This is a genomic window from Methylomonas stagni (assembly GCF_050154735.1).
Taxonomy (GTDB): Bacteria; Pseudomonadota; Gammaproteobacteria; order Methylococcales; family Methylomonadaceae; genus Methylomonas; species Methylomonas koyamae_A.
Window position 1 is genome coordinate 4,070,987 of sequence record NZ_CP189557.1, and the last position, 19,699, is coordinate 4,090,685.

At 51.3% G+C, this 19,699-nt stretch carries 20 protein-coding genes, 1 tRNA gene and 1 pseudogene; 6 read left to right on the forward strand and 16 right to left on the reverse strand.

The annotated features are described in order from the left end of the window. The first annotated feature begins 1 nt into the window (after nt 1). The 5 genes from ACP4CD_RS18755 to ACP4CD_RS18775 all read left to right on the forward strand — a co-directional run bounded on the left by ACP4CD_RS18755 (nt 2) and on the right by ACP4CD_RS18775 (nt 3,566). The gene (locus tag ACP4CD_RS18755; RefSeq protein WP_426992062.1) at nt 2-760 is read left to right on the forward strand and encodes an ABC transporter permease; all 759 of its coding nucleotides are present in this window, start codon (nt 2-4) and stop codon (nt 758-760) included. Continuing rightward, complete coding sequence (locus ACP4CD_RS18760) at nt 757-1,500, forward strand: ABC transporter ATP-binding protein (protein WP_426992063.1); 744 nt, start codon at nt 757-759, stop codon at nt 1,498-1,500. The genes ACP4CD_RS18755 and ACP4CD_RS18760 overlap by 4 nt, the downstream gene beginning before the upstream one ends. 1 nt (nt 1,501) lies before the next feature. After that, nucleotides 1,502-2,065, forward strand: a complete 564-nt coding sequence (locus tag ACP4CD_RS18765; protein ID WP_313730352.1) for an IMPACT family protein — start codon at nt 1,502-1,504, stop codon at nt 2,063-2,065. Nucleotides 2,066-2,301: 236 nt separating this feature from the next. Next, the gene (locus ACP4CD_RS18770; RefSeq protein WP_168028338.1) at nt 2,302-2,463 is read left to right on the forward strand and encodes a hypothetical protein; all 162 of its coding nucleotides are present in this window, start codon (nt 2,302-2,304) and stop codon (nt 2,461-2,463) included. 203 nt (nt 2,464-2,666) lie between these two features. After that, nucleotides 2,667-3,566, forward strand: coding sequence for a phosphoribosylaminoimidazolesuccinocarboxamide synthase (locus ACP4CD_RS18775; protein WP_426992066.1), 900 nt, complete (start codon nt 2,667-2,669; stop codon nt 3,564-3,566). 651 nt (nt 3,567-4,217) lie between these two features. Here ACP4CD_RS18775 and ACP4CD_RS18780 read toward each other — a convergent pair. The 5 genes from ACP4CD_RS18780 to ACP4CD_RS18800 form a co-directional block, all read right to left on the reverse strand. Continuing rightward, complete coding sequence (locus ACP4CD_RS18780; protein ID WP_168028335.1) at nt 4,218-4,925, reverse strand: hypothetical protein; 708 nt, start codon at nt 4,923-4,925, stop codon at nt 4,218-4,220. Continuing rightward, a complete protein-coding gene (gene rhuM, locus ACP4CD_RS18785; RefSeq protein ID WP_426992068.1) occupies nt 4,915-6,711 on the reverse strand; it encodes a RhuM family protein in 1,797 nt (598 codons plus the stop codon). Before rhuM ends, ACP4CD_RS18780 begins: the two co-directional genes overlap by 11 nt. Nucleotides 6,712-6,713: 2 nt before the next feature. Beyond that, on the reverse strand, nt 6,714-9,371 hold the full coding sequence (locus tag ACP4CD_RS18790) for a DEAD/DEAH box helicase (protein WP_426992070.1): 2,658 nt from the start codon (nt 9,369-9,371) through the stop codon (nt 6,714-6,716). Between the two features lie 3 nt (nt 9,372-9,374). Beyond that, nucleotides 9,375-11,213 (reverse strand): site-specific DNA-methyltransferase, encoded by a 1,839-nt coding sequence (locus ACP4CD_RS18795; RefSeq protein WP_426992071.1) that lies wholly within the window; start codon nt 11,211-11,213, stop codon nt 9,375-9,377. 106 nt (nt 11,214-11,319) lie between these two features. Next, nucleotides 11,320-12,144 carry a tyrosine-type recombinase/integrase gene (locus tag ACP4CD_RS18800; RefSeq protein ID WP_426992072.1) on the reverse strand — a complete coding sequence of 275 codons (825 nt, stop codon included), beginning with the start codon at nt 12,142-12,144 and terminating at the stop codon, nt 11,320-11,322. Nucleotides 12,145-12,153: 9 nt separating this feature from the next. Between ACP4CD_RS18800 and ACP4CD_RS18805 the strand changes: the two genes are divergently transcribed. Next, nucleotides 12,154-12,309, forward strand: coding sequence for a hypothetical protein (locus ACP4CD_RS18805; protein ID WP_426992073.1), 156 nt, complete (start codon nt 12,154-12,156; stop codon nt 12,307-12,309). 132 nt (nt 12,310-12,441) lie between these two features. On the opposite strand, the gene ACP4CD_RS18810 is transcribed toward ACP4CD_RS18805, so the two are convergent. The 11 genes and pseudogenes from ACP4CD_RS18810 to hisB form a co-directional block, all read right to left on the reverse strand. Further along, entirely contained in the window at nt 12,442-12,912 is a 471-nt protein-coding gene (locus ACP4CD_RS18810; RefSeq protein WP_426992074.1) for a helix-turn-helix domain-containing protein, read from the reverse strand. Between the two features lie 178 nt (nt 12,913-13,090). Next, a complete protein-coding gene (locus ACP4CD_RS18815) occupies nt 13,091-13,495 on the reverse strand; it encodes a hypothetical protein (protein WP_426992076.1) in 405 nt (134 codons plus the stop codon). 151 nt (nt 13,496-13,646) lie between these two features. Continuing rightward, nucleotides 13,647-13,862, reverse strand: a complete 216-nt coding sequence (locus ACP4CD_RS18820; protein ID WP_426992077.1) for a hypothetical protein — start codon at nt 13,860-13,862, stop codon at nt 13,647-13,649. 208 nt (nt 13,863-14,070) lie between these two features. Continuing rightward, a complete protein-coding gene (locus ACP4CD_RS18825) occupies nt 14,071-14,832 on the reverse strand; it encodes a DUF6387 family protein (protein ID WP_426992078.1) in 762 nt (253 codons plus the stop codon). Nucleotides 14,833-14,923: 91 nt separating this feature from the next. After that, a complete protein-coding gene (locus ACP4CD_RS18830) occupies nt 14,924-16,174 on the reverse strand; it encodes a tyrosine-type recombinase/integrase (protein ID WP_426992080.1) in 1,251 nt (416 codons plus the stop codon). A 176-nt stretch (nt 16,175-16,350) separates the two neighbouring features. Continuing rightward, nucleotides 16,351-16,426, reverse strand: a tRNA-Thr gene (locus tag ACP4CD_RS18835). A 10-nt stretch (nt 16,427-16,436) separates the two neighbouring features. Next, nucleotides 16,437-16,823, reverse strand: coding sequence for a phosphoribosyl-AMP cyclohydrolase (hisI, locus tag ACP4CD_RS18840; protein ID WP_426992081.1), 387 nt, complete (start codon nt 16,821-16,823; stop codon nt 16,437-16,439). Further along, on the reverse strand, nt 16,820-17,593 hold the full coding sequence (gene hisF / locus ACP4CD_RS18845) for an imidazole glycerol phosphate synthase subunit HisF (RefSeq protein WP_313730360.1): 774 nt from the start codon (nt 17,591-17,593) through the stop codon (nt 16,820-16,822). Before hisF ends, hisI begins: the two co-directional genes overlap by 4 nt. A gap of 10 nt (nt 17,594-17,603) precedes the next feature. Next, nucleotides 17,604-18,350: a 1-(5-phosphoribosyl)-5-[(5-phosphoribosylamino)methylideneamino]imidazole-4-carboxamide isomerase gene (gene hisA, locus ACP4CD_RS18850; RefSeq protein ID WP_064029231.1), complete on the reverse strand. Its 747-nt coding sequence runs from the start codon at nt 18,348-18,350 to the stop codon at nt 17,604-17,606. A gap of 54 nt (nt 18,351-18,404) precedes the next feature. Beyond that, a pseudogene (hisH, locus tag ACP4CD_RS18855) lies at nt 18,405-19,045 on the reverse strand (imidazole glycerol phosphate synthase subunit HisH). A 46-nt stretch (nt 19,046-19,091) separates the two neighbouring features. Then, nucleotides 19,092-19,685, reverse strand: a complete 594-nt coding sequence (hisB, locus tag ACP4CD_RS18860) for an imidazoleglycerol-phosphate dehydratase HisB (RefSeq protein WP_426992082.1) — start codon at nt 19,683-19,685, stop codon at nt 19,092-19,094. Between the last annotated feature and the right edge of the window lie 14 nt (nt 19,686-19,699).

Here is a 19,699-nt window from a genome sequence, read left to right on the forward strand (position 1 = left end):
CGTGGCGGTACCATTTTGCTTGCCCCGCGTTGCGGTGCCTCTGGCCTCGCTGGCGCTCCTGATCGCGCTGTGGAGTCTGGTCGCCACGGCGGCGGCCAATCCCAGCCTACCGCCGCCCAGCCGTGTCGCTGTCACCCTTTACCGGGCAGTAGCTTCCGGCGAATTGCCTTATCACTTAGGCGTCACGTTACTACGCCTGTCGATCAGTTTTACGATCGCGATGTTGTTGGGCTGCGGACTGGGCTTGGTACTCGGCCGGCATAAACAGCTGGATGCCTTTTTCGACAACTGGTTGGTGTTATTTTTGAACATCCCAGCCCTGGTCACCATCATCCTATGTTACGTCTGGTTCGGTCTGTCCGAATCCGCGGCGATCCTGGCGGTCGTCATCAACAAATTGCCCAACGTGGCGGTGACGATACGCGAGGGCACCCGCGCGCTGGACCGGGATTTACTGGACATGGCCCGCAGCTACGGTTTCAGTCCCGCCAAAACCCTGCGGCACGTCGTCTGGCCGCAACTGCATCCGTTCGTGATGAGCGCGACCCGCTCCGGTCTGGCGCTGATCTGGAAGATCATCCTGGTCGTCGAGTTGCTTGGCCGCGGCAACGGCATGGGCTATCAATTGCATCTGTTTTTCCAGTTGTTCGACGTCGCCAGCTTGTTGGCTTATACGATTGCGTTCGTCGCGGTGATTCAAATCTTGGAATGGCTGGTGCTCAGACCGCTGGATGCCAAGGCGCGACGGTGGCGGCGATGACCGATATAGAAATCAGCATCCTCGACAAGACTTACCGACCCGAGCATGCCGCCGACCGCCAGCATAAGGCCATCGCCGATTTGCAGCTCCGGGTGGCGCGCGACCAGTTCGTCTGCCTGTTGGGACCGTCCGGCTGCGGCAAAACCACGCTGCTGAACATGATCGCCGGCCTGGACAGCCAGTACCAGGGCCAGATTCGCATCGGCCGCCTCGCGAGCCGGCCGAGAATCGGCTACGTGTTTCAGAGTCCCAGGTTGCTGCCGTGGTACGACGTGCGCCGCAACATCGAGCTGGTCTTTCCCGCCAAACCGCCGATCGAATTGATCGATGCCTTGCTGGACGCGATGCAGCTCGGCGATGTTCAGCACGAATTTCCCGAGCGCCTGTCGCTCGGCATGCAACGTCGGGTCGCGATCATACGCGCCTTCGCGATCGATCCGGACTTGCTGTTGATGGACGAACCCTTCGTGTCGCTGGACGCGCCGAGCGCCCGTCAGGTCCGTAACCTGTTATACACGCTGTGGCAACAGCGCCCGCACACCGTGTTGTTCGTCAGCCACGATTTGCGCGAGGCCATCGCATTGGCCGACAGGCTGATTTTTTTATCCCCATCGCCGATGCGCATCGTCGCCGACATCGTGGTCGACATTCCCCGGCCGCTCCGAAATGACGAAGTTCAAATCGAAACCTTCCGGGGCACTTTGTATAGTCGGCATCCCCAGATCGCCGACCTGCTGTAGCGTGAAAACCGTAGCCGCCGAATGGGCGGTCGAAGAACTCATCAAAAAATCGCGTTTCATCGGCGTCGTTTGCCCCTGCTCCCGGGAACGCGATGCGCTGCTGTTTATAGAGCGTTTGCGCGTCCAACATTCCGGCGCCAGTCACGTCGCGTTTGCCTACCGAGTTCTCGGAGCGGACGGACTGATCGGCCGCTGCAACGATGCCGGCGAACCCAGCGGCACGGCCGGCAAGCCGATTTTTCAACACTTGGACGGTAAGCAATTAATCAACCTGTGCGTCGCGGTGGTGCGTTATTACGGGGGCGTCAAGCTGGGGGCCGGCGGTTTGACCCGCGCCTATGGCAGTCTCGCCAAGCAGGTCATCGACGCCGCGCAAATCGTTGAACATATCGAATTCGCCGAGTGCGAACTATCCCTGGATTACTCGCGTCTCCAAATGCTGGACTACCATTTGAAAAAGCTGGACGGCGTTATTGTCCACCAAGATTTCGCCGATTCGGTGACGTTGCGCGTCAAGCTACCCAAACACCAACTCGCCGCGCTTCAGGCGCTGATTCGGATTTAGCCCGTCAATCAAATGGCCACGCGCGGACGCCGGAATCATACCGGTCGCAACCTAACTTATTCTGTTGCGAATCATCAACATTCAATTTATATCTGGCACAGATGACAACTTGATGGCAACATTGTATCCAAATTTGAAACAAAGCATCTACGGATTGCTGTATTGTAAATAAAACGCTTGGGCCTTATAGTGAAGTCGTGTTCATTGCATTCGACTGTTTCAGTCTAGGAGTCCAAATGAAATCATCCAAAAACCTTTACCGTGACATTCTGACCGGCCTGTTTTTCACGACCGGCGTGTTTGGCTTTATGTCCGGCGAATTCGTGATTTCCACGATGCTGTTTGGAGCCGCCACGATCTCGAGCAACCTCGATTTCAACGGCTCGTTTCGCGCCTAGTTTTTAGTTGTACCTCCTCGTTGTTTTTTAAGCCGTTCGTTCCATAGCTCTGTGCTTGTCCGCTGCCCCTCACTCCGGGGCGGCGGGTCTTTTTCGTTACTCTCCCCACTGGTTTCTCTATTCGCCGCTCCAAGCCGGCGCTGCCTAGCTCCGTCGCTTGATGGTAAAATCTTCGAATATTCACTGCAGACCACGCCAAACCAATGACGACCGCCCCCGCCGCACTTTACGAATCTTACCTGCCTCATCTTAAACTGCTGGGTCGCGGCAAGGTCCGCGATATGTACGAAATCGACGCAGAACATTTGCTAATCGTCACGACCGATCGGATGTCGGCCTTCGATGTGATCATGCCGGACCCGATTCCGGGCAAGGGACAAGTCTTAACACGGGTGTCCAACTTCTGGTTCGCCCGGATGCGCGACATCATTCCCAACCATTTGAGCGACGATTTGTCACTGGCCGACGTGATTCCGGACCCGGCCTTGCGGGCACCCGTCGAGGGCCGGGCGATCATCGTCAAACGGCTCAAACCATTGCCTATCGAGGCCATCGTCCGAGGCTATCTGATCGGTTCCGGCTGGAAAGACTACCAGCGCACCGGCCAGGTTTGCGGCATCGCGCTCCCTGCCGGCTTGCAACAAGCGCAGCAACTGCCCGAACCGATCTACACGCCCTCGAGTAAGGCCGAGGTCGGCGTTCACGACGAAAACATCAGCTTTGCCGATACCGTTAACCTGGTCGGCATAGAGGTCGCCGACCAGATTCGCGACGTCAGTATCCGGCTTTACAGCAGCGCGGCCGAATACGCGCTGGCGCGCGGTATTATCATCGCCGACACCAAATTCGAATTCGGCCAGGACGACAGCGGCAAGGTCTATTTGATCGACGAAGCGCTGACGCCAGACTCGTCGCGCTTCTGGCCGGTCGAGCAATACCAAGTCGGCATTAGCCCACCCAGCTTCGACAAGCAATATTTGCGCGATTACTTGGAAACCCTCGACTGGAACAAAACCGCCCCCGGCCCAAAACTCCCCGAGGAAGTCAGCCGCAAATGCGCCGAAAAGTACCGGGAAGCCGAGTTGAAGTTGGTCGGAGTCTAGCAGGCCAATACTGAGGTCGGCGCTGCATATTGACGGGCCGACCGAGCTTTCAGGATTCGAATAGTTTGAGCCAGGGCGCGTATCATACGGATAGTCGAAAAACTACGATACTTCGCCGAAATAGCTCTTACACAACAGGTTACGGGTAAGCCAAGATGCAGCGCGGATTGTAAACCGGTTTTGACGCGGGCAAAAGCTGCCAGAAAGTTGACTGTTCCCATGCAAAAATGCTGGCTGATAACTGTCGATTACAACATTTGGAACTGGATATGTTCTGAAAGCGTTGAAGCAGTGGGGATGCGATGGCGGTCTCCTAATCAATGACGAGCCATTCGTGTGGGGAGTCATAGCGGGGCGGCACGATGGCATTTATTGTCTGTTATTGGGGTGTTTTATTCTGAACTGTCCCGACAATGTCCCAGGACTGATTCTAGCGGGCTCAAAGGCTTTATAACTTATTGACTTAAATGGTGCCGGCAATAGGAATCGAACCTACGACCTTCGCGTTACGAGTGCTTATTAGACGAATTGAAACAACGTGAAACTAGAGTATATTCCTTAATTATCAATGGTTTCAAGTTGTTTTACTTTGATTGGTCTTGAGTCAGTTCGTTTGGTATGTGCGCCTAAATTTGCGCCTTAGCTTACGGTTTAATAAATCGAGTCGATCATTTCTCTGTAAGCCAAGATCATGCTTTCTTCGGGTACGCCACCCCACACTAGCCAACGGAGAAGATCATCCAGAATATCCATAGCATCCGAGCTGAGCTTGTAATCGGATACTTTGTAGGCATCATGATGAGCACCAAACGGTTGCAGATGATCCATTCTAAGAATGGACTCGTCTGGGCCGTTGGCAAGTGGCAATTTATCCCAATGAAATTGTGGATACTCACAATGACGGACTCTCTCTACAAATTCAGGGCTGTATCCCGAGCGTTTCACGTTTTTATCCACACCGTAAAACGGGGCAGCCAAAAATGTCGGGGCTGTAGCGTGATTTGGCTTGCCTAGAGTGAGCGATTTATCAACTAATAAGCTCTCAGCACTAAAAACTAAGCAGGGTCGTTTCTTAGCTCGATAAGCCGCCCAAACCTCACCTTCATGTAGCGTCATTGCCGCAACTGGTAACGCGGTTGTTTTTAATGGTTGGCTTACCTTCAACGGTGAGACTGAAACAATCGCTGAATCATGTTCCGTAGCGGATTTACGTCCAATCGGCTCGAAGGTATAGGGAACCTGATCAACATGAGGAGCAAAAGAAAAAACAAGCGCACCCCGGCAAAGTTTGTTGCTCCCGTTTGCTGTCCACCAAGGACTTGGGGCAACAATCGACTGTAAGCTATCTTCAGGGTACATCTTCACCTTTCCTTGTTGTCGATTTCCAAACATCTGTTGAAAACTCTACCGTAACCTCGCCGGGATTAAGTTGTTCGCCGGACAAAGATTCCAGCCAAGTAACACCGTCATGATAAACCGCGTCAAATCTTGGGTTTGGTACTGGATTAATTAGCTTTGGCGCGTCTGATTTACGTTGTTTATGTAGTTCACGCAATGCAGCCATTTTCTGCTGTAGTTCCTTTTTCTTTTTATTGGATAGGTCTTCCATTCGTAGTGAAGGCTTAGCAACCTCTGTCGCTAGATTGCTTTCAACTTCAAGTGAAAGGTCTAAATATTCGTTGGGTGCAGCGGAAAGCATAGGCTTCGTTTTGTAAACAAAGTCCAACAAGCTCGGCGTATCTTTACCAAACTTGTGAACATAGCTTGTTAAATTGCTAGTGATTGTTGGTGGAAGCGCACGCCGTTTTTCATCGAGTAATCGGCTATCGTGCAAAGACCATCTTACCCATTCGCTTTTGTCTCCGTAATCACTCGGAAATTCCAATCTGCTGGCATGAATAGCATTTAGGGCCGGTTCTATTCGAGCATGAGCCGCAACAGACCAAGGACCGAAGTTGTAAAACTGCCAATCAATACCGGTAAACGGCTGTCCGTTGTTACGTTTGGCATAGCAAAGGTCAGCCAGATAAAGGTATTTGATAAGGTGAATTGGCCCCAGTTGCCGACTAAAGTTATCATCCTCTTCGCCTGCTACCAGCAAAGAAAACTGAACAACCAAATCGACGCGGCTTGAATCAATCATTTTTTTCAGCATTTTTTTAACGCTTTTATCAAAATCGCTTTCGAAGGTTCGGTCTTGGATTACGCGGAATTTCTCGTATTCCTGATGCGCCAGTTTTTCCGCGACAGTGCGGCTAATCTTGCCAGAGTCTTGCAAAATGTCATATTCGTTAAATTGCAAGAAAGCATCCAGTTTTTGAATCCAGTCGGCCATTTTCATGGGAATTTGCCTGGCTGCTTGGTTTTCCGCGTAATCCAGATACATCGATACAATCCGCTCCAGCGCTTTGAGTTCCTTTTCCTGCAAATAGTTTTTCGCGACCGACACATCGCTTTTTAAAATCTTGCCTTCTGGCGCATTCTTCCAGGTTTGCAGCCCCATGTTGGGCTCTTCGGCATTGGCGCGGCTGTGGATCAACTCGGGTGCGGTTTGGCCGGTAATTGCCCATTCCAGCTTGTTTTGCACGGTTTGATAAAACTGCTGGGTTTGTTCGGCATTAGCCGAATAATCGATGCTGCAATCGCGGTAAATGTCGGTGATTTTCTGATAAAAGCGCCGCTCGCTGGCACGGATTTCGCGGATGCGTTCCAGCAACTCGTCGAAATAATCCTTCCCAAAACGTTTGCCTTGCTTCAAGCGTTCATCGTCCAGTACAAAGCCTTTGATGATGAATTCTTTCAGCGTAGCGGTGGCCCAAATGCGAAACTGGGTGGCGCTATGGCTGTTGACGCGATAGCCGACGGCGATGATGGCGTCCAAGTTATAAAAGTCGATATTGCGGTTTACGTCGCGTTGCCCCTCACGTTGAACCATTCGGAATTTCCGAATAGTTGCCGACTCCTGCAATTCGCTGGTTTTAAAGATGTTCTGCAAATGCTCGTTGATGGTCGGCACGCTGACATCAAACAACTCGGCCATCTTTTTTTGGCTCAGCCAGAAGGTTTCGTCTTCATAGATGACTTCGACCTTTACCTTGCCTTGGGCGTCGGTGTAAAGCAGGATGTCGTTAAACTCCAATGCCATGCTCAATACCCCGTTTCCCTCAATTGTTCCCGCAATTCGGCTAGATTCTCGCTCACGGTTACCCCCAGCGAGCCATCGTCATTGACGATATGCAGCTTTTGATTATTGCGTGTCAGGAAAATGACCTTGCCATAACTCGCCGAAGGCCGCGCGGCTTTGTTCATGGCATCCTTGACGTTTTCCTTGGTTTCGACCAAACGAATCTTGGCCTCGGCATCCGAATAATATTTAACGCACAGCACAAAATCCGGGTAAAAATAATTCGCTTTGTCGGCACGTACAATTTTGGTTGAGTACGGTTTTCTGTCGGGATTGCGGTGCCACCATAAAACAAAATCGGCGACATCCAGCGCTTTGGCAAACATTAACTCTTCATTGTTCAGCGCATAGGTGTAATCGAAATAGCCGACGCTATAAACAGATTGATTCGGCAATAAATACACTCTATCGACAAGAAAACGCCGTTCATCGATCAACAAGACTTGCTCGACTTCCGCCATGTTTTCCTTGGAGGGCGGATAGTGGCCGTAAATGTTTTTAGCGGACTGATTCAGCGCAATATCAGCCGGAAAAATCATTGCATCCGGCAAGGGTTCCGCCGTGTAACTAATGACCTGATTGGCAATTTCTTGATTGATACGCTCGATCAATTCTTGTTGCAACAGAATAATCAAAACATGGGCTGCATCGCGGCAGGCTTCTTTGACTTCGGTATCCGTCACTGCGTCATTGCCCAACTCCAGCCATTGTCTTACGTCCGATTGCAAACGCTTTTCCAGAATGCCCAGCAAGATTTTATGATCGGCCTCTTCCAACTGAGGCAGACTTTTTAAAATGCGTTTGGCATCTTTTGCCAATTGATCACGATTCAACGCCAACCGGACATCCTTTTCATCCAGCTTATTATGGCTGGTCAATTCGGTCGAAACTTCGGTAGCGCTGATTTTGTCTCGGGCGGCGCTGAGGGCTGTTTTAAACTGATCCGCCGAATAAGTCAGCTTCTCCGCCACTGTTCGCGCGATCACATCCAACTTATCCAGAGCAGGCCGTTTTTCCGACATTAACGCGCGTTGAAAACAGGGCAAATTCGACTTCAACGAATAAACAGCCACATTGATTTCTTGATAGCCGCCGAGGATTTCGGCTTCGCTAGATAACGATGCTTCCAGCTTGAATTTGGGTTTCGCATCCGCCAGAGAAACGTCGGCCAAGTCATAGTCATCGTCATCGTTCGCAAATAAGCTTTCCTGCTTTATCGGATAAGGTGTCGTCGATGGATTAGTGAGCGCCGGTTGCGGGTTCGGAAAATTTTCTTTGTCCAACAACGGCAATGGCAAATTGGGTGAAATCGGCAACTGCTGAATCGGGCGGTTGGTAATCACGATTCGACCGCTGCTGGTTTCGTGAGCATTCAATTTTTCCGGTGATCCCTGCAAATCACTTTGAATTTTTTGCAAATCCAGCGCCCGCTGAAAACCCTCTTGAGTGTCGGCATTGGCTAAATACAAAAAGGCGGTTTGCAAATCGTCCGGCAGTTCTTGCTGCAACATGGCGCTTCTTATCTGCCTATCCACGCGCATAATGCGCCCGACAAACTGGGTGGCAAAATCGCTATCGACAACGGTTTTCATGGAGGCCAAGGTAAAGGCGCGCGGCGCATCGAAGCCCGTGCCAGCCGATTCCTTGAAAATCAATACTTCTTTGTGAATGTCGTTGGCGATATTCGCCATCAACACCGGGTCGGGGTTATCCGCGCTGTGTTCGCCAATCGCGCTATGTGGCACTTTGCATTGTTCGACCAAATACTTGAAGGCTTCGGTTGTCGTATCCTTGCCATTTTCCACCTGAACCAACAATAGCGGCACAGTGGCGATATTATGCGACTGCAATAGTTGCTTGATGGCCAGATGGCGCTGCCAAGCCTGCCTTAACACCGATTTACGAATATCCGCCAAGCTTTTCCATAGTTCGCCGACGCGATACACATAGGCCACCACGTAGCGTTTATTCAAACGCGCCGCCACCGCTTGATCGCGGCTCACTATAAAGGTTTCAAACGCCGTGAAGCCGCTATAACCCAAAAAATGATTCAGTTTTTGATCTTTCGGTGTTGCCGTCGCCAGAATCAACTTGTCCGGTGCAAGCTGCTGGCAAAACTTGCCAAACTCGGTTTCACTGCTGACGCCAATATGCGCCTCGTCGATCACCACGCCGATTTTCAAGCCGTTGACTCGGGCGCGTTCGATCAAGGCAAAAATGGCCGGGGTGAATTCGTCGGCAGGATTAAAAATTTTGCGTTGCTGGGACTTGCTAGCCACTTGCTGGGCATTGGCAATCAGCACATCGCCGTTTTTGTGATCATACTGGCGTTCCGTCGCCATCAGGTACGGCTTTAAATGCCGGCAATTGGCGGTAATGGCTTCCTCGGTTTGCTGCACCAGATTGACGAACGGCACAAACCACAACCACAAGTAGCTATCCTGCTGGCATAGCCGTTCCAGCACCCGGCCCATCATCAGGGTTTTACCGGAACCGGTGGGGGCGCGTAGCAAGGCTGGCAGTGAGGAATTCAGCAAATGCTGGCTCATGCTATCGATGATTTGGCTTTGGAAGGCCTCTTCAACCACCGGCGCATTTTGCGCCACGGAAAAATCGATCATCGCTTATCCCTGTTCCGACAACACGGCATCGATGGCCGAAAGGCTTTGCACACTGACAAAGGGACTAAGCAATTCCGCCGCCGTGTCGGGCCGGTCGGAATACAACGCCAAGCGCTTGCCGGCCAAGGCTTTAAGTTCGCTGATGGCTGGTTCATCCAGATGAGGGCAAAACACCACCGCCGTTTCCGCGTCTTGATAAACCGTATTGAGCGACTGTGCCGGATACGCCAATAGTTCGCGCCGATAGAGCAAACACAGCCGATGCCAGATCAGCGCGGCATCCAAATCCTGCAACACATCCGCCGGCGGAATTTTAGCGATACGGCAATAGGCGAAATTACCGCCGGTGGCGGTGATGGCGTTATGGCCTTCGATCACCCGTTGCACCCGCACCCGGCACACATCCCGACACAGGTTTTTATTGTCCGGGTCATTGGGTGGCGCTTCGGTGCTGGAAACCAGAATAAAGCGGCGATTACCGTCGTCTTCCTGGTTCAACTGCAAAACGGCTTGCGCGGTCGTCCCGGAACCGGCGAAGAAATCCAGCACAATATCGTTCGGCTGTGTGGTTTGTTGCAGTAGATTTTTTATTAGTGATAACGGTTTGGGATAAGGGAAGGATTCAGCTATCGAAAACTCCCGTAGGGCGCGAGTTCCTTCACTGGTGAGCCCTGTAGAAATAGAGTAGCTTAGCAATGAGGCATCATAATCTTCAGATTTACCAGCTTCCGTAATCAAACTTGATAACGGTTGAGAATCACTCCGTACTTTACTTTTGTAGGTTTTAAACCGTGGCTTACCATAGCCAATAAGTTTACCCACCCAAAATGAAAGGTCTCGTTGAGTATCAAGATGTCTTGGCGCATTCCCTGCCTCAATCGCAAGTTCAATTTCTTGAATACTGGTATAGAATGCTGGCTGCTTTTCTTCTGGAAAGCTAACCCCATTCCGCCGAATTAGCTCTTCCATGCTTTCGGTTCTAACTTCTTTACCTTTCAGTATGGCTTCCGAAGCCCTTGCCCATACCCTGTTTGCATCGCATGGATACCAAATATCTGTGGAAGGGTTGTGTAATGGGTAATAAAGGTTAGGCCGTTGAATTCTGTTAAAACCTAATGTCAATTGGGTAGAAGTCCACCAATCTTGTGCTTGCTCGTCCCATTGATCATATTTATCCCAATTCTTTGCTGAACCAGAAAACTCAAACAAGGCACCGCCATAAGCTAAAACATGCTCATGATCGCAAGAATAAAAATGCTCAACTCCAGCAGCATTACTAGACCGACGCTTTTTCCAGATAAAACTACCAATCCGCATCCCAACAAATATCTTGTCCATCAGCAATTCCAGCTTGGCTCGGTTTTCGTCGTTGATCGATACCAGAATCACGCCGTCGCTGGTCAACAAATCCCGCGCCAGTAGCAAGCGGCGATACAGAAATTCCAGCCACATCGAGGCCTTGTAACGGTCGTCCTTATTCACATAACGGTCGTTGTATACCCAATCCTTGTTGCCGGTGTTGTAAGGCGGGTCGATGTAGATCACGCGGATTTTGTTGGCGTGGGTGGCGCGCAAACAGCGCAGGGCGTCAAAGTTGTCACCTTCGATGATCAGGTTTTGATACGGCGCATCGCCGACGGATAACGCCTCGCCGTGTTCGTCTGCCAAGCGTAAAAAAACCGCATCGCTGTTCAATGCCTGGTCGTGTTCAATCTGGTTGCGCTCCCAATATAAACCCAGTTTTTGCTGAGTCATGTACAGCGTCAGCAGCTTGCGACACTCCGCATCGGAGAGTGCATTGAGGTTGGTTTGCAGCAGATCGTTGTGGTCGTATTCTTCCATAAATTGGTATCATCAGGTGTTTTGCGCCGGGTTGGGCATTCTATACCACCAAACCTTAGATAAGCCCGATTGATTGACCTTGAAGGCTATTAGTCACATCAATTTGCTATGGCTCAACTAATGGTATCCGGCGTGTCGCCATTGCCTTGATTACCGCTTGCGCGATCTCATCCGCATTGTGACTTGAAGAGGCTCGGGGTTGCCCCAGACTTGCAATTATCTCGCCTTGCCGATTCTGCTGCACATAGCCATAGCTGTACAAAGTCGTCATAACATCCTCATGGCCTAGGTTCTGGCTCCAGGCTTTGAATTCCTCGGGCGTTTGGCAAATCTGCTGTCCAAGATTGACCAAGGTTTTCCTAAAACTATGTGGGTTGAAATAAGACAAGCCCGCCGCTTCAAACGCCTCGCGGAAAATGGTGCGTATCGGTGTTGCGTTGCTCCAATGCGCCCTTGCCAAACCAGCGGCTGTAAAACCTCTGGTTTCGCTGACAGTCACATGGGTTTTAGGAAACAGCGGATCATCATTACCCCAGAGCAGTTCGTCTTTTAGGTAGCGAACCCAATTGATGATGATTTCCAAAACATCGTCACCGACCGGGAAAAAGTAGGTGGTGAAGGTTTTGCTGAATTTGGTTTTGACTTCTCGGGCATCCTGAAACACGCAGCTGCCAACGATGTCGATGTGTTTCAACTTCATCGACGCGATGGCGCTGTCCCTGGCACCGGTCAACAAGGTGAAGGCAATCAAGGAACGGTTGCGGCGCTCGATGTCGGTTTGATTGGGCATGGCTTTGATAACGTGTTTGATTTGCTCCAAGGTCGGTACGGGTGAAGGTCGTTTTGCCGTGGCAATGCGCACGTCTTTTTCCGACAGGTTGAAATATTCCGCATCGCTGTAGCTAATGCGGGATTTATAACCCGTTTGCATGGCGAGCCATTGGAAAAACGTTTTCAATTGGCCCAGCGTGGAATGCAGCGTTGCCTTACTGATCGGCTTGCCAGTTTGCTGGTTGCTCTGCCGGGCAAGGTGTTGCTTGAAGCCGACGGCCTGTTCAAAATGAAAGGCCTTGAAATCGCGGTATTTGTTGTATAACTCGAACCGACTAATGGCCTTGGCAACGGCATCGACCGAGCTTTCATTTTGGCGCTTGGCTTCTTTCAGAAATGCAAAGTATTGGCGTTTAATGCGCTCGTTATGAGCGTTGTATTTAGTCATGGTTTCATCTCACTGGTTGAAGTCACTGTTTACGAGGGGTTTGGAACTCTCGTTTATGTGTTTCAGTGCTTTCGTGTGCGTGATGTCTAATTGCCCGCGAATTTTGTTTAACTGGGCGCATTTGACGAACTTGTTGATGATGCCGTCGCATTCGGGGCAAATGCCAATCAATCGCCCGGTGTCAGCGTTGAGCGGTTCATAATCCGCCATGTTTCCGGCGGGAGTTTGTGGAATTCGACAGCGAACGCAATAAATTTCATAGGGCTGGCATTTGCGTTTTCGGCTTGACCGTTTGTTCTGCCAGTAACTACGAAGGTCAGCACCAGCGATCAGGATCGGGCGCTTCTGGTCAATCGTTAGCAGACCGTCTTTGATCCATAAACGCACGGTATTTTTGTGTACCGAATACAACGTCGCGATTTCCTCGACCGAATAATTACGGTGGATTTTGGCGCGGTTGGGATTTTGGAGTTTAGCCATGTATCCAGTTCAACTTGATGGGTGGGGTATGGTTAATGTAGGTGTGTCGCAAAATGAATCAAACAGGGTTTGCATAAGCTGTTGAATTTGGCTATTTGCGTACTGCTTTTTAAGACACAAGCCGATTACACAGAACTTTGTGTCTCAAAAAACGGCACGCAAAATTGGCTTGTGTGCTTCAATTTGATACGGTTGGTTTGTTTTTCGCGTTCCATTCCTCCCAGTCATGCGACGGTTTTCGGTGTTCGAACGGCATCCAGGTCAAACGCCATTCGCGCGCTTTGCTGCCGCTCTTGCTGTTGAACAGGGATTCGTTCTCACAAACGATAAATCCACGTTCCTGCAAAACGTTGAATGATTTGGAAGCGGTATTGACGGCACAGCCGATTTTCTTGGCTGCTTCTCTAACGCCAAAAGCAACAGCTCTTTCGTTGCGCCACTGCATGTGTAGTAAATCCATCAATACCTTGGCCTCGGGCGGCATTGTTTCGTAGGCGAAGGATTCGCGCATCGCGCGAGAAACCACCATGACCCCGCCGCGCTGATCAAAATCAAGTTTCAGCTTGTTCTTTCGCTTTGCCATATCAGCTAGGAATCATCGGCGCAATTTCCCATCGATTTGCCCGTCGAGTTGAAGTCTTTTTGTTAAAAACCGGGAAATTTGCGCCTAGATTTACGCCTTATCGAATAAGGGCCACGTCAGAACTGGCTTTGCATCGCATTTGTTATGCGAATCAATCCGCCAGCTGCGAATCGATGCACTCAGCCAAAACTTGGGTATTTACGAAAAGCTGCTTACCGACCTTGCGAAAGGCTTTAGCAAGCCCGTTGTGTTGACGTTGTTTGACCGCCCATTGCCAGCTTTTGCGGCTGTACAAGTGGGGGAATTTATCGGGGACAGACTGGTATGGCACCAAGTCAGTTAGAGTCACTGCGGGTTGGTCTTGCATGATATAGCCTCATGTTGTTTGACAATTTTTGGCTATTAAATCAAAACGACTGGATAACAACGAGGGACGAAATTTATGCTTATTTGTACCGGTATGGTTAATTGGCGTTTTGTTACCGGAACAAAAAAGTAGACTTTTTATTCCGTTTTATTACCGTCAAGTTCTTTTTTTAACTGAACACCAAAGGCATCAATGACCGAGTGATTCATTAACCACTCAGCCTTTTTTTCGTTGTTTTTCGAATTCTTTCCGTAGTATCGACATCAAGCTCATCCGGGAATATGGCATTACCAATCATGGCTTGCGTGATGCGAGAACCTGAATATATGCTCCAAATCTGTAAATCGAGGTAAGGCAATATTTTGTATTCAGTCCATTCCGAAAAATCAGCGTTGGTGAAAACTCTTTTTGCGGACGCTTTCGCTAATAATTTCCTGGTTTTTGCCAACCAAATTTTAAAATCTTGAATTATATGTTCATCGGTTGCATGCAACCCTACAGACAAGATTGCGTTCCCGAATCCCCAAGGTTCACAGTAATCATCAAAATATTTTTTCAGCTCATCATTTCTATAACTCATGGTATAAGCTGCGTCTCTGGATTGTTTCTCAAGTTCCAGATAGTCAAAAAATACTGGAGGTGCGCTCTCCCTTAACTTGTCATAATTATTGATGACATCGCGATTTGATAGTGGCTTTAAGGTGTTACGAGGTCCAAAAGGTTTTTTGTCGGGTTGGACGCTTATGACTGGTTTTTTAGTAATTATATTGATGATCTCCATTCGCCGTTTTTTAGCATCTTCAATTCGCCAAGTTTGGCCTTCCATCCAATTCTTTTCAGCGATCTTTGTCCAAGTAAAAAACATTCGTCTTTTATGAAGGTTTTCATACCATTCCAAAGGGGAGATTGTAGATAGTGTTTGATAGTTATCCAGGTTAAACCATTCTGGTATCCCTTTAGGTTTATTCATGCAGTCACTCCATTCAAGTCCAAATCATTGCCAGTCAGGCGGGTAATGCCTTCGCTTTTCTCCCCATCGGGATAGACTGGCCAGAACTGGATTATAAACTGAACGCTTGAGCTAACTCGTTCACGATCTGACGCTTTTGTTCGCGTCCTTGGTGAATATAGCGCATGGTGGTCTGAATGCTCTTGTGGCCTGCCAACTTGGCAATTTGATTGATTTCCTTGCCGGAGTCCGACAATGCAGAACAGAATCCATGCCGCAGACAGTGGAAGGTGAATTTTTCGATCTTGACGCTGCCGTCTGGATTCAAAATATCCTTTTCGGAAATATCAGCCATTTTTAAAGCTTTGTTCCAAGCCTTGCGAAAATCCATTGGTTCAGATGGATTGCCACCCGCGAAAAGTAAGCCACTACCAACTTCCTGCAACCGTTTCAATTCCGTCATAACAGCCGGTGGGAAATGCAATTCTTTGGCTTCGCCGTTTTTGGTATCGGCTAAGTAGGTCGAGTTATTTTTAAAATCGATGTCGCACCAGCGCAGTTTTAACAACTCGCCTTTGCGAGCGCCGGTAGTCATTGCCATCAACACCAAAAGATAAAGCTTATCCCAATGCGATTCGCGGCAAGCATTCAACAACCGTTGGCGCTCTTCGGCACTCAACACGCGGTCACGTTGCTTGGTATCGTTTTCAACCACGACATCACGAACAACATTGGTATCGACGTAACCCCGACTCACTGCGTATTTGAAGACGCTCGATAACACTGCTTTCTTACGATTAATCGTTGTGCCGCGTATGTCGTCGTCGATCATGCTGTCTATATGTTCGCGGATGTCGAACACATCCAGGTCGGTCATAAAGCGGTCGCCGAAAATATCGCACCAGTACCCGACTCTTGCCATTTGGTTGCGGTAATCCTTTTTGTTCCATTTGGACAAGTATTCGCCGCAGACCTCGCGGAAAGTTTTGTATCGGATTCGCTTGCCGGCTTGCAGGAATAATTCAGCACCGCCCATGTTCTCGATTTCTTGCGGTGACAATTGCAACAACTCTTTCTTGGATAGGGCATTGATCGCCTCCAGTCGGGCCTGATTGCGTATGGTGAACAGATCGACGCCCAGTTGTGCGAATAATTCCGCCCCGCCCATTGCCTCAATATCCGTATCGGATAGCGCAATCAATTGGGTTGCTTCCAGGTTCGGAATCGTCTTGATACTGCGTTCGATCTTATCCGCCCAGGCTTGAGCTAGCTTTTCGGTAGGAAAGGTTTTGTTTTTGACGATGCCTTTCATGCGGACATCGGCGCGGAAGTTTCCGTTTGCCAAGGGTCTGATGTAGGCCATCACACACCTCCAACAACGAAAAATTCAATCGAATTGGATAATTTTTTGGGGTTCATTGCGCCACCTCATTGAGCAAAGTTAAGCAGCACTGCGCCTAAATTTGCGCCTTGCTGCGGACTGTTGCTTCAACTCGACGGGCAATCTTGTTGAAAATTTTTACAAATCAACCACTTGAATGGTGCCGGCAATAGGAATCGAACCTACGACCTTCGCGTTACGAGTGCGCTGCTCTACCTGCTGAGCTATGCCGGCGTGTGATGGGTTATTTGTAGATGGTTTTCGGGTCTTTCAGGATCGGGTCGACGGCTTGCCATTCGCCGTGTTTCAGGCTTCGGTAAAAGCAGCTCTCCCGGCCGGTGTGGCAGGCGATGCCGCCTTCCTGCTCGATTTTAATCAGGATCACATCCGCATCGCAATCGAGTTGGATATCGAGGACTTTCTGCCGGTGACCCGATTCTTCGCCCTTGCGCCACAAGCGCTGACGAGAACGCGACCAGTATACCGCAAATCCTTCTTGTTCGGTAAGCGCCAGCGATTCCCGATTCATCCAGGCGAACATCAAAATTCGGCCGCTAAGATGGTCTTGGGCAATGACCGGTACCAAGCCGTCCTCGGTCCAGGCGATTTCGTCCAGCCAGGCGCCGCTCACAGTCTGACCTCGATGCCGCGCGACTGCATGTGGCGCTTGGCTTGCTCTATCGTGTATTCGGCGAAGTGGAAGATACTGGCGGCCAGCACCGCGTCGGCCTTGCCTTCGAGGATGCCGTCGGCCAGATGGTCGAGGTTGCCGACGCCGCCGGAGGCGATCACCGGAATCGGTACCGCTTCGCTAATGGCACGGGTCAGCGGCAAATCGAAGCCGGACTTGGTGCCGTCGCGGTCCATGCTGGTCAGCAGGATTTCGCCGGCGCCGTAGGTTTGCATTTTGACGGCCCATTCGACCGCGTCGATGCCGGTCGGTTTGCGGCCGCCGTGGGTGAAGATTTCCCAGCGGTCCGCCGCGCCGTCCTGACTGACTTTTTTGGCGTCGATGGCCACAACGATGCATTGCGAGCCGAATTTGTCCGCCGCTTCCTTGACGAATTCCGGCCGGAATACCGCCGCGCTGTTAATGCCGACTTTGTCGGCGCCGGCATTCAACATGCGGCGAATGTCGTCCAGGACGCGAATGCCGCCGCCGACAGTCAGCGGGATGAAGACCTCGCCGGCCACTTTCTCGACGACGTGTACCATCGTCGCCCGGTCGTCGTGGGTGGCGGTGATGTCCAAGAAGGTGATTTCGTCGGCGCCCTCGCGGTCGTAGCGGCGGGCGATTTCCACCGGATCGCCGGCGTCGCGGATGTCGACGAATTTGACGCCCTTGACGACACGGCCGTTATCGACGTCCAGGCAAGGAATGATGCGTTTGGCTAGGCTCATGCTGCTTCGATTAAAGATCGGCGCCACTGAAGGATTCGGCCAGTTTCTCGCCTTCGGCGAAATCCAACGTGCCTTCGTAAATCGCTCGACCGGTGATCGCACCCATGATGCCTTCGTGAGCCACCTCGCCGAGCGCGCGAATATCGTCCAGATTGGTAATGCCGCCGGAGGCGATGATCGGGATATTCACGGCGCGAGCTAGTTTCGCGGTGGCTTCGACATTAACGCCTTGCATCATGCCGTCGCGGGAAATATCGGTATAAATGATCGCCGAGACACCGTTGGCTTCGAATTTTTGCGCCAGGTCGATAACATCGTGCCGCGACAGCTTCGACCAGCCGTCGATCGCGACCCGGCCGTCCTTGGCGTCGAGGCCTATGATGATATGTCCCGGAAACTCGATCGCGACGTCGCGGACGAAGTGCGGTTCGCTGACCGCCTTGGTGCCGATGATAACGTATTGCACGCCGGCTTCCAGATAGGCTTGAATCGTGTCTTCGTCGCGGATGCCGCCGCCGATTTGCACCGGCACCTCCGGATAGGCTTCGACGATGGCGTGGATGATTTCGGCATTTTTCGGTCGGCCGGCGAAGGCGCCGTCCAGATCCACCAAATGCAAGCGTTTGGCGCCGGCTTCTACCCAGCGTCCGGCCACCGCGACCGGGTCTTCCGAAAATACGGTGTCGTCTTCCATACGACCTTGACGCAAACGCACACACTTCCCTTCTTTCAAGTCAATTGCGGGTATCAGCAACATAGTTCAATCTCGGAGGTTAAATCACTGGGTCTGTAGTTACATCGAGGCTGGAAATCAGGCGGTTCCGTCCCAATGCAAAAAGTTTTGCAACAATTGCAGGCCGACGGTCTGGCTTTTTCCGGGTGAAATTGCACGGCGAATATCCGGTCCTGGGCCAACGCGCAGGCGAACGGAGTCGGATAATCGGCCGTTGCCGCCGTCCGCTCGGAGACGTCGGGTACGGCAAAGTAGCTGTGAACGAAATAAAACCGGCTGTCTTGCGGGATGCTTTCCCAAAGTGGATGCGGCTGCTGGCGGACTCGGTTCCAGCCCATATGCGGAATTTTCAGCACTTGGCCGGCACCGTCGGTTAAATGGTCGGCAAAACGGCGAACACGACCCTGAATCACATCCAAGCAGGCCACGCCGTCGTTTTCCTCGCTATCGGTTAGCAGAGCTTGCATACCCAGGCAAATACCCAGCAGAGGCTTCTCGGCCGCCGCGCTGGCTATCACATCGGCCAGACCGCTGGTTTTCAAGGCTTGCATGCAATCGCGAATGGCTCCAACGCCTGGAAATACGACGCGGTCGGCATCGGTAATGATCGCCGGGTCGGCGGTCACCCGAATCTCGGTCGCCGGTTCGGCATGCTGAAGCGCTTTGGCGATGGAATGCAGATTACCCATTCCGTAGTCGATAACGGCAACTGTCGACATAATGTGATACAGGTTTTGGGGTCGGGTTGGACTGAGAAAGCCGGAATTATAGACTGCCTTTGGTGGAGGGCATGATGCCGGCCATGCGCTCGTCGTGGCTGATCGCCATTCTGATCGCGCGGCCGAATGCCTTGAACACGGTCTCGGCAATATGGTGGGCGTTGCCGCCTTTAAGGTTGTCGATGTGCAACGTGACACCGGCATGATTGACGAATCCCTGGAAAAACTCCTTGAGCAAATCGACATCGAAGCTGCCGATCAGCGCCCGTTTGAACTCGACTTCGTAAAACAGGCCGGGCCGGCCGGAAAAGTCGACTACGACGCGCGATAGCGATTCGTCCAACGGGCAGTACGCGTGGCCATAGCGGAAAATGCCTTTCTTGTCGCCCAGGGCCTGGGCGAAGGCTTGGCCCAAGGTGATACCGATATCTTCGACGCTGTGATGGGCGTCAATGTGCAAGTCGCCGTGAGATGCGATGTCGAGGTCTATCAAGCCGTGTCTGGCTACCTGATCCAGCATGTGATCCAAAAACGGCAATCTGGTCCGGAATGAGGTCTTGCCGTTTCCGTCGAGATTGACGGCGACTGTGATCTGGGTTTCGAGCGTGTTGCGCTCGACCTGGGCGGTGCGTGGGTTCATGCCTGAAAACCGTG

Coding starts and splice junctions, on each gene's coding strand:
- ACP4CD_RS18760 (WP_426992063.1), top strand. CDS start 757: ATGACCGATATAGAAATCAGCATCCTCGACAAGACTTACCGACCCGAG.
- ACP4CD_RS18770 (WP_168028338.1), top strand. CDS start 2,302: ATGAAATCATCCAAAAACCTTTACCGTGACATTCTGACCGGCCTGTTT.
- ACP4CD_RS18775 (WP_426992066.1), top strand. CDS start 2,667: ATGACGACCGCCCCCGCCGCACTTTACGAATCTTACCTGCCTCATCTT.
- ACP4CD_RS18780 (WP_168028335.1), bottom strand. CDS start 4,925: ATGTACCCTGAAGATAGCTTACAGTCGATTGTTGCCCCAAGTCCTTGG.
- rhuM (WP_426992068.1), bottom strand. CDS start 6,711: ATGGCATTGGAGTTTAACGACATCCTGCTTTACACCGACGCCCAAGGC.
- ACP4CD_RS18790 (WP_426992070.1), bottom strand. CDS start 9,371: ATGATCGATTTTTCCGTGGCGCAAAATGCGCCGGTGGTTGAAGAGGCC.
- ACP4CD_RS18795 (WP_426992071.1), bottom strand. CDS start 11,213: ATGGAAGAATACGACCACAACGATCTGCTGCAAACCAACCTCAATGCA.
- ACP4CD_RS18800 (WP_426992072.1), bottom strand. CDS start 12,144: ATGCAAACGGGTTATAAATCCCGCATTAGCTACAGCGATGCGGAATAT.
- ACP4CD_RS18810 (WP_426992074.1), bottom strand. CDS start 12,912: ATGGCTAAACTCCAAAATCCCAACCGCGCCAAAATCCACCGTAATTAT.
- ACP4CD_RS18815 (WP_426992076.1), bottom strand. CDS start 13,495: ATGGCAAAGCGAAAGAACAAGCTGAAACTTGATTTTGATCAGCGCGGC.
- ACP4CD_RS18820 (WP_426992077.1), bottom strand. CDS start 13,862: ATGCAAGACCAACCCGCAGTGACTCTAACTGACTTGGTGCCATACCAG.
- ACP4CD_RS18825 (WP_426992078.1), bottom strand. CDS start 14,832: ATGAATAAACCTAAAGGGATACCAGAATGGTTTAACCTGGATAACTAT.
- ACP4CD_RS18830 (WP_426992080.1), bottom strand. CDS start 16,174: ATGGCCTACATCAGACCCTTGGCAAACGGAAACTTCCGCGCCGATGTC.
- hisF (WP_313730360.1), bottom strand. CDS start 17,593: ATGAGCCTAGCCAAACGCATCATTCCTTGCCTGGACGTCGATAACGGC.
- hisA (WP_064029231.1), bottom strand. CDS start 18,350: ATGTTGCTGATACCCGCAATTGACTTGAAAGAAGGGAAGTGTGTGCGT.
- hisB (WP_426992082.1), bottom strand. CDS start 19,685: ATGAACCCACGCACCGCCCAGGTCGAGCGCAACACGCTCGAAACCCAG.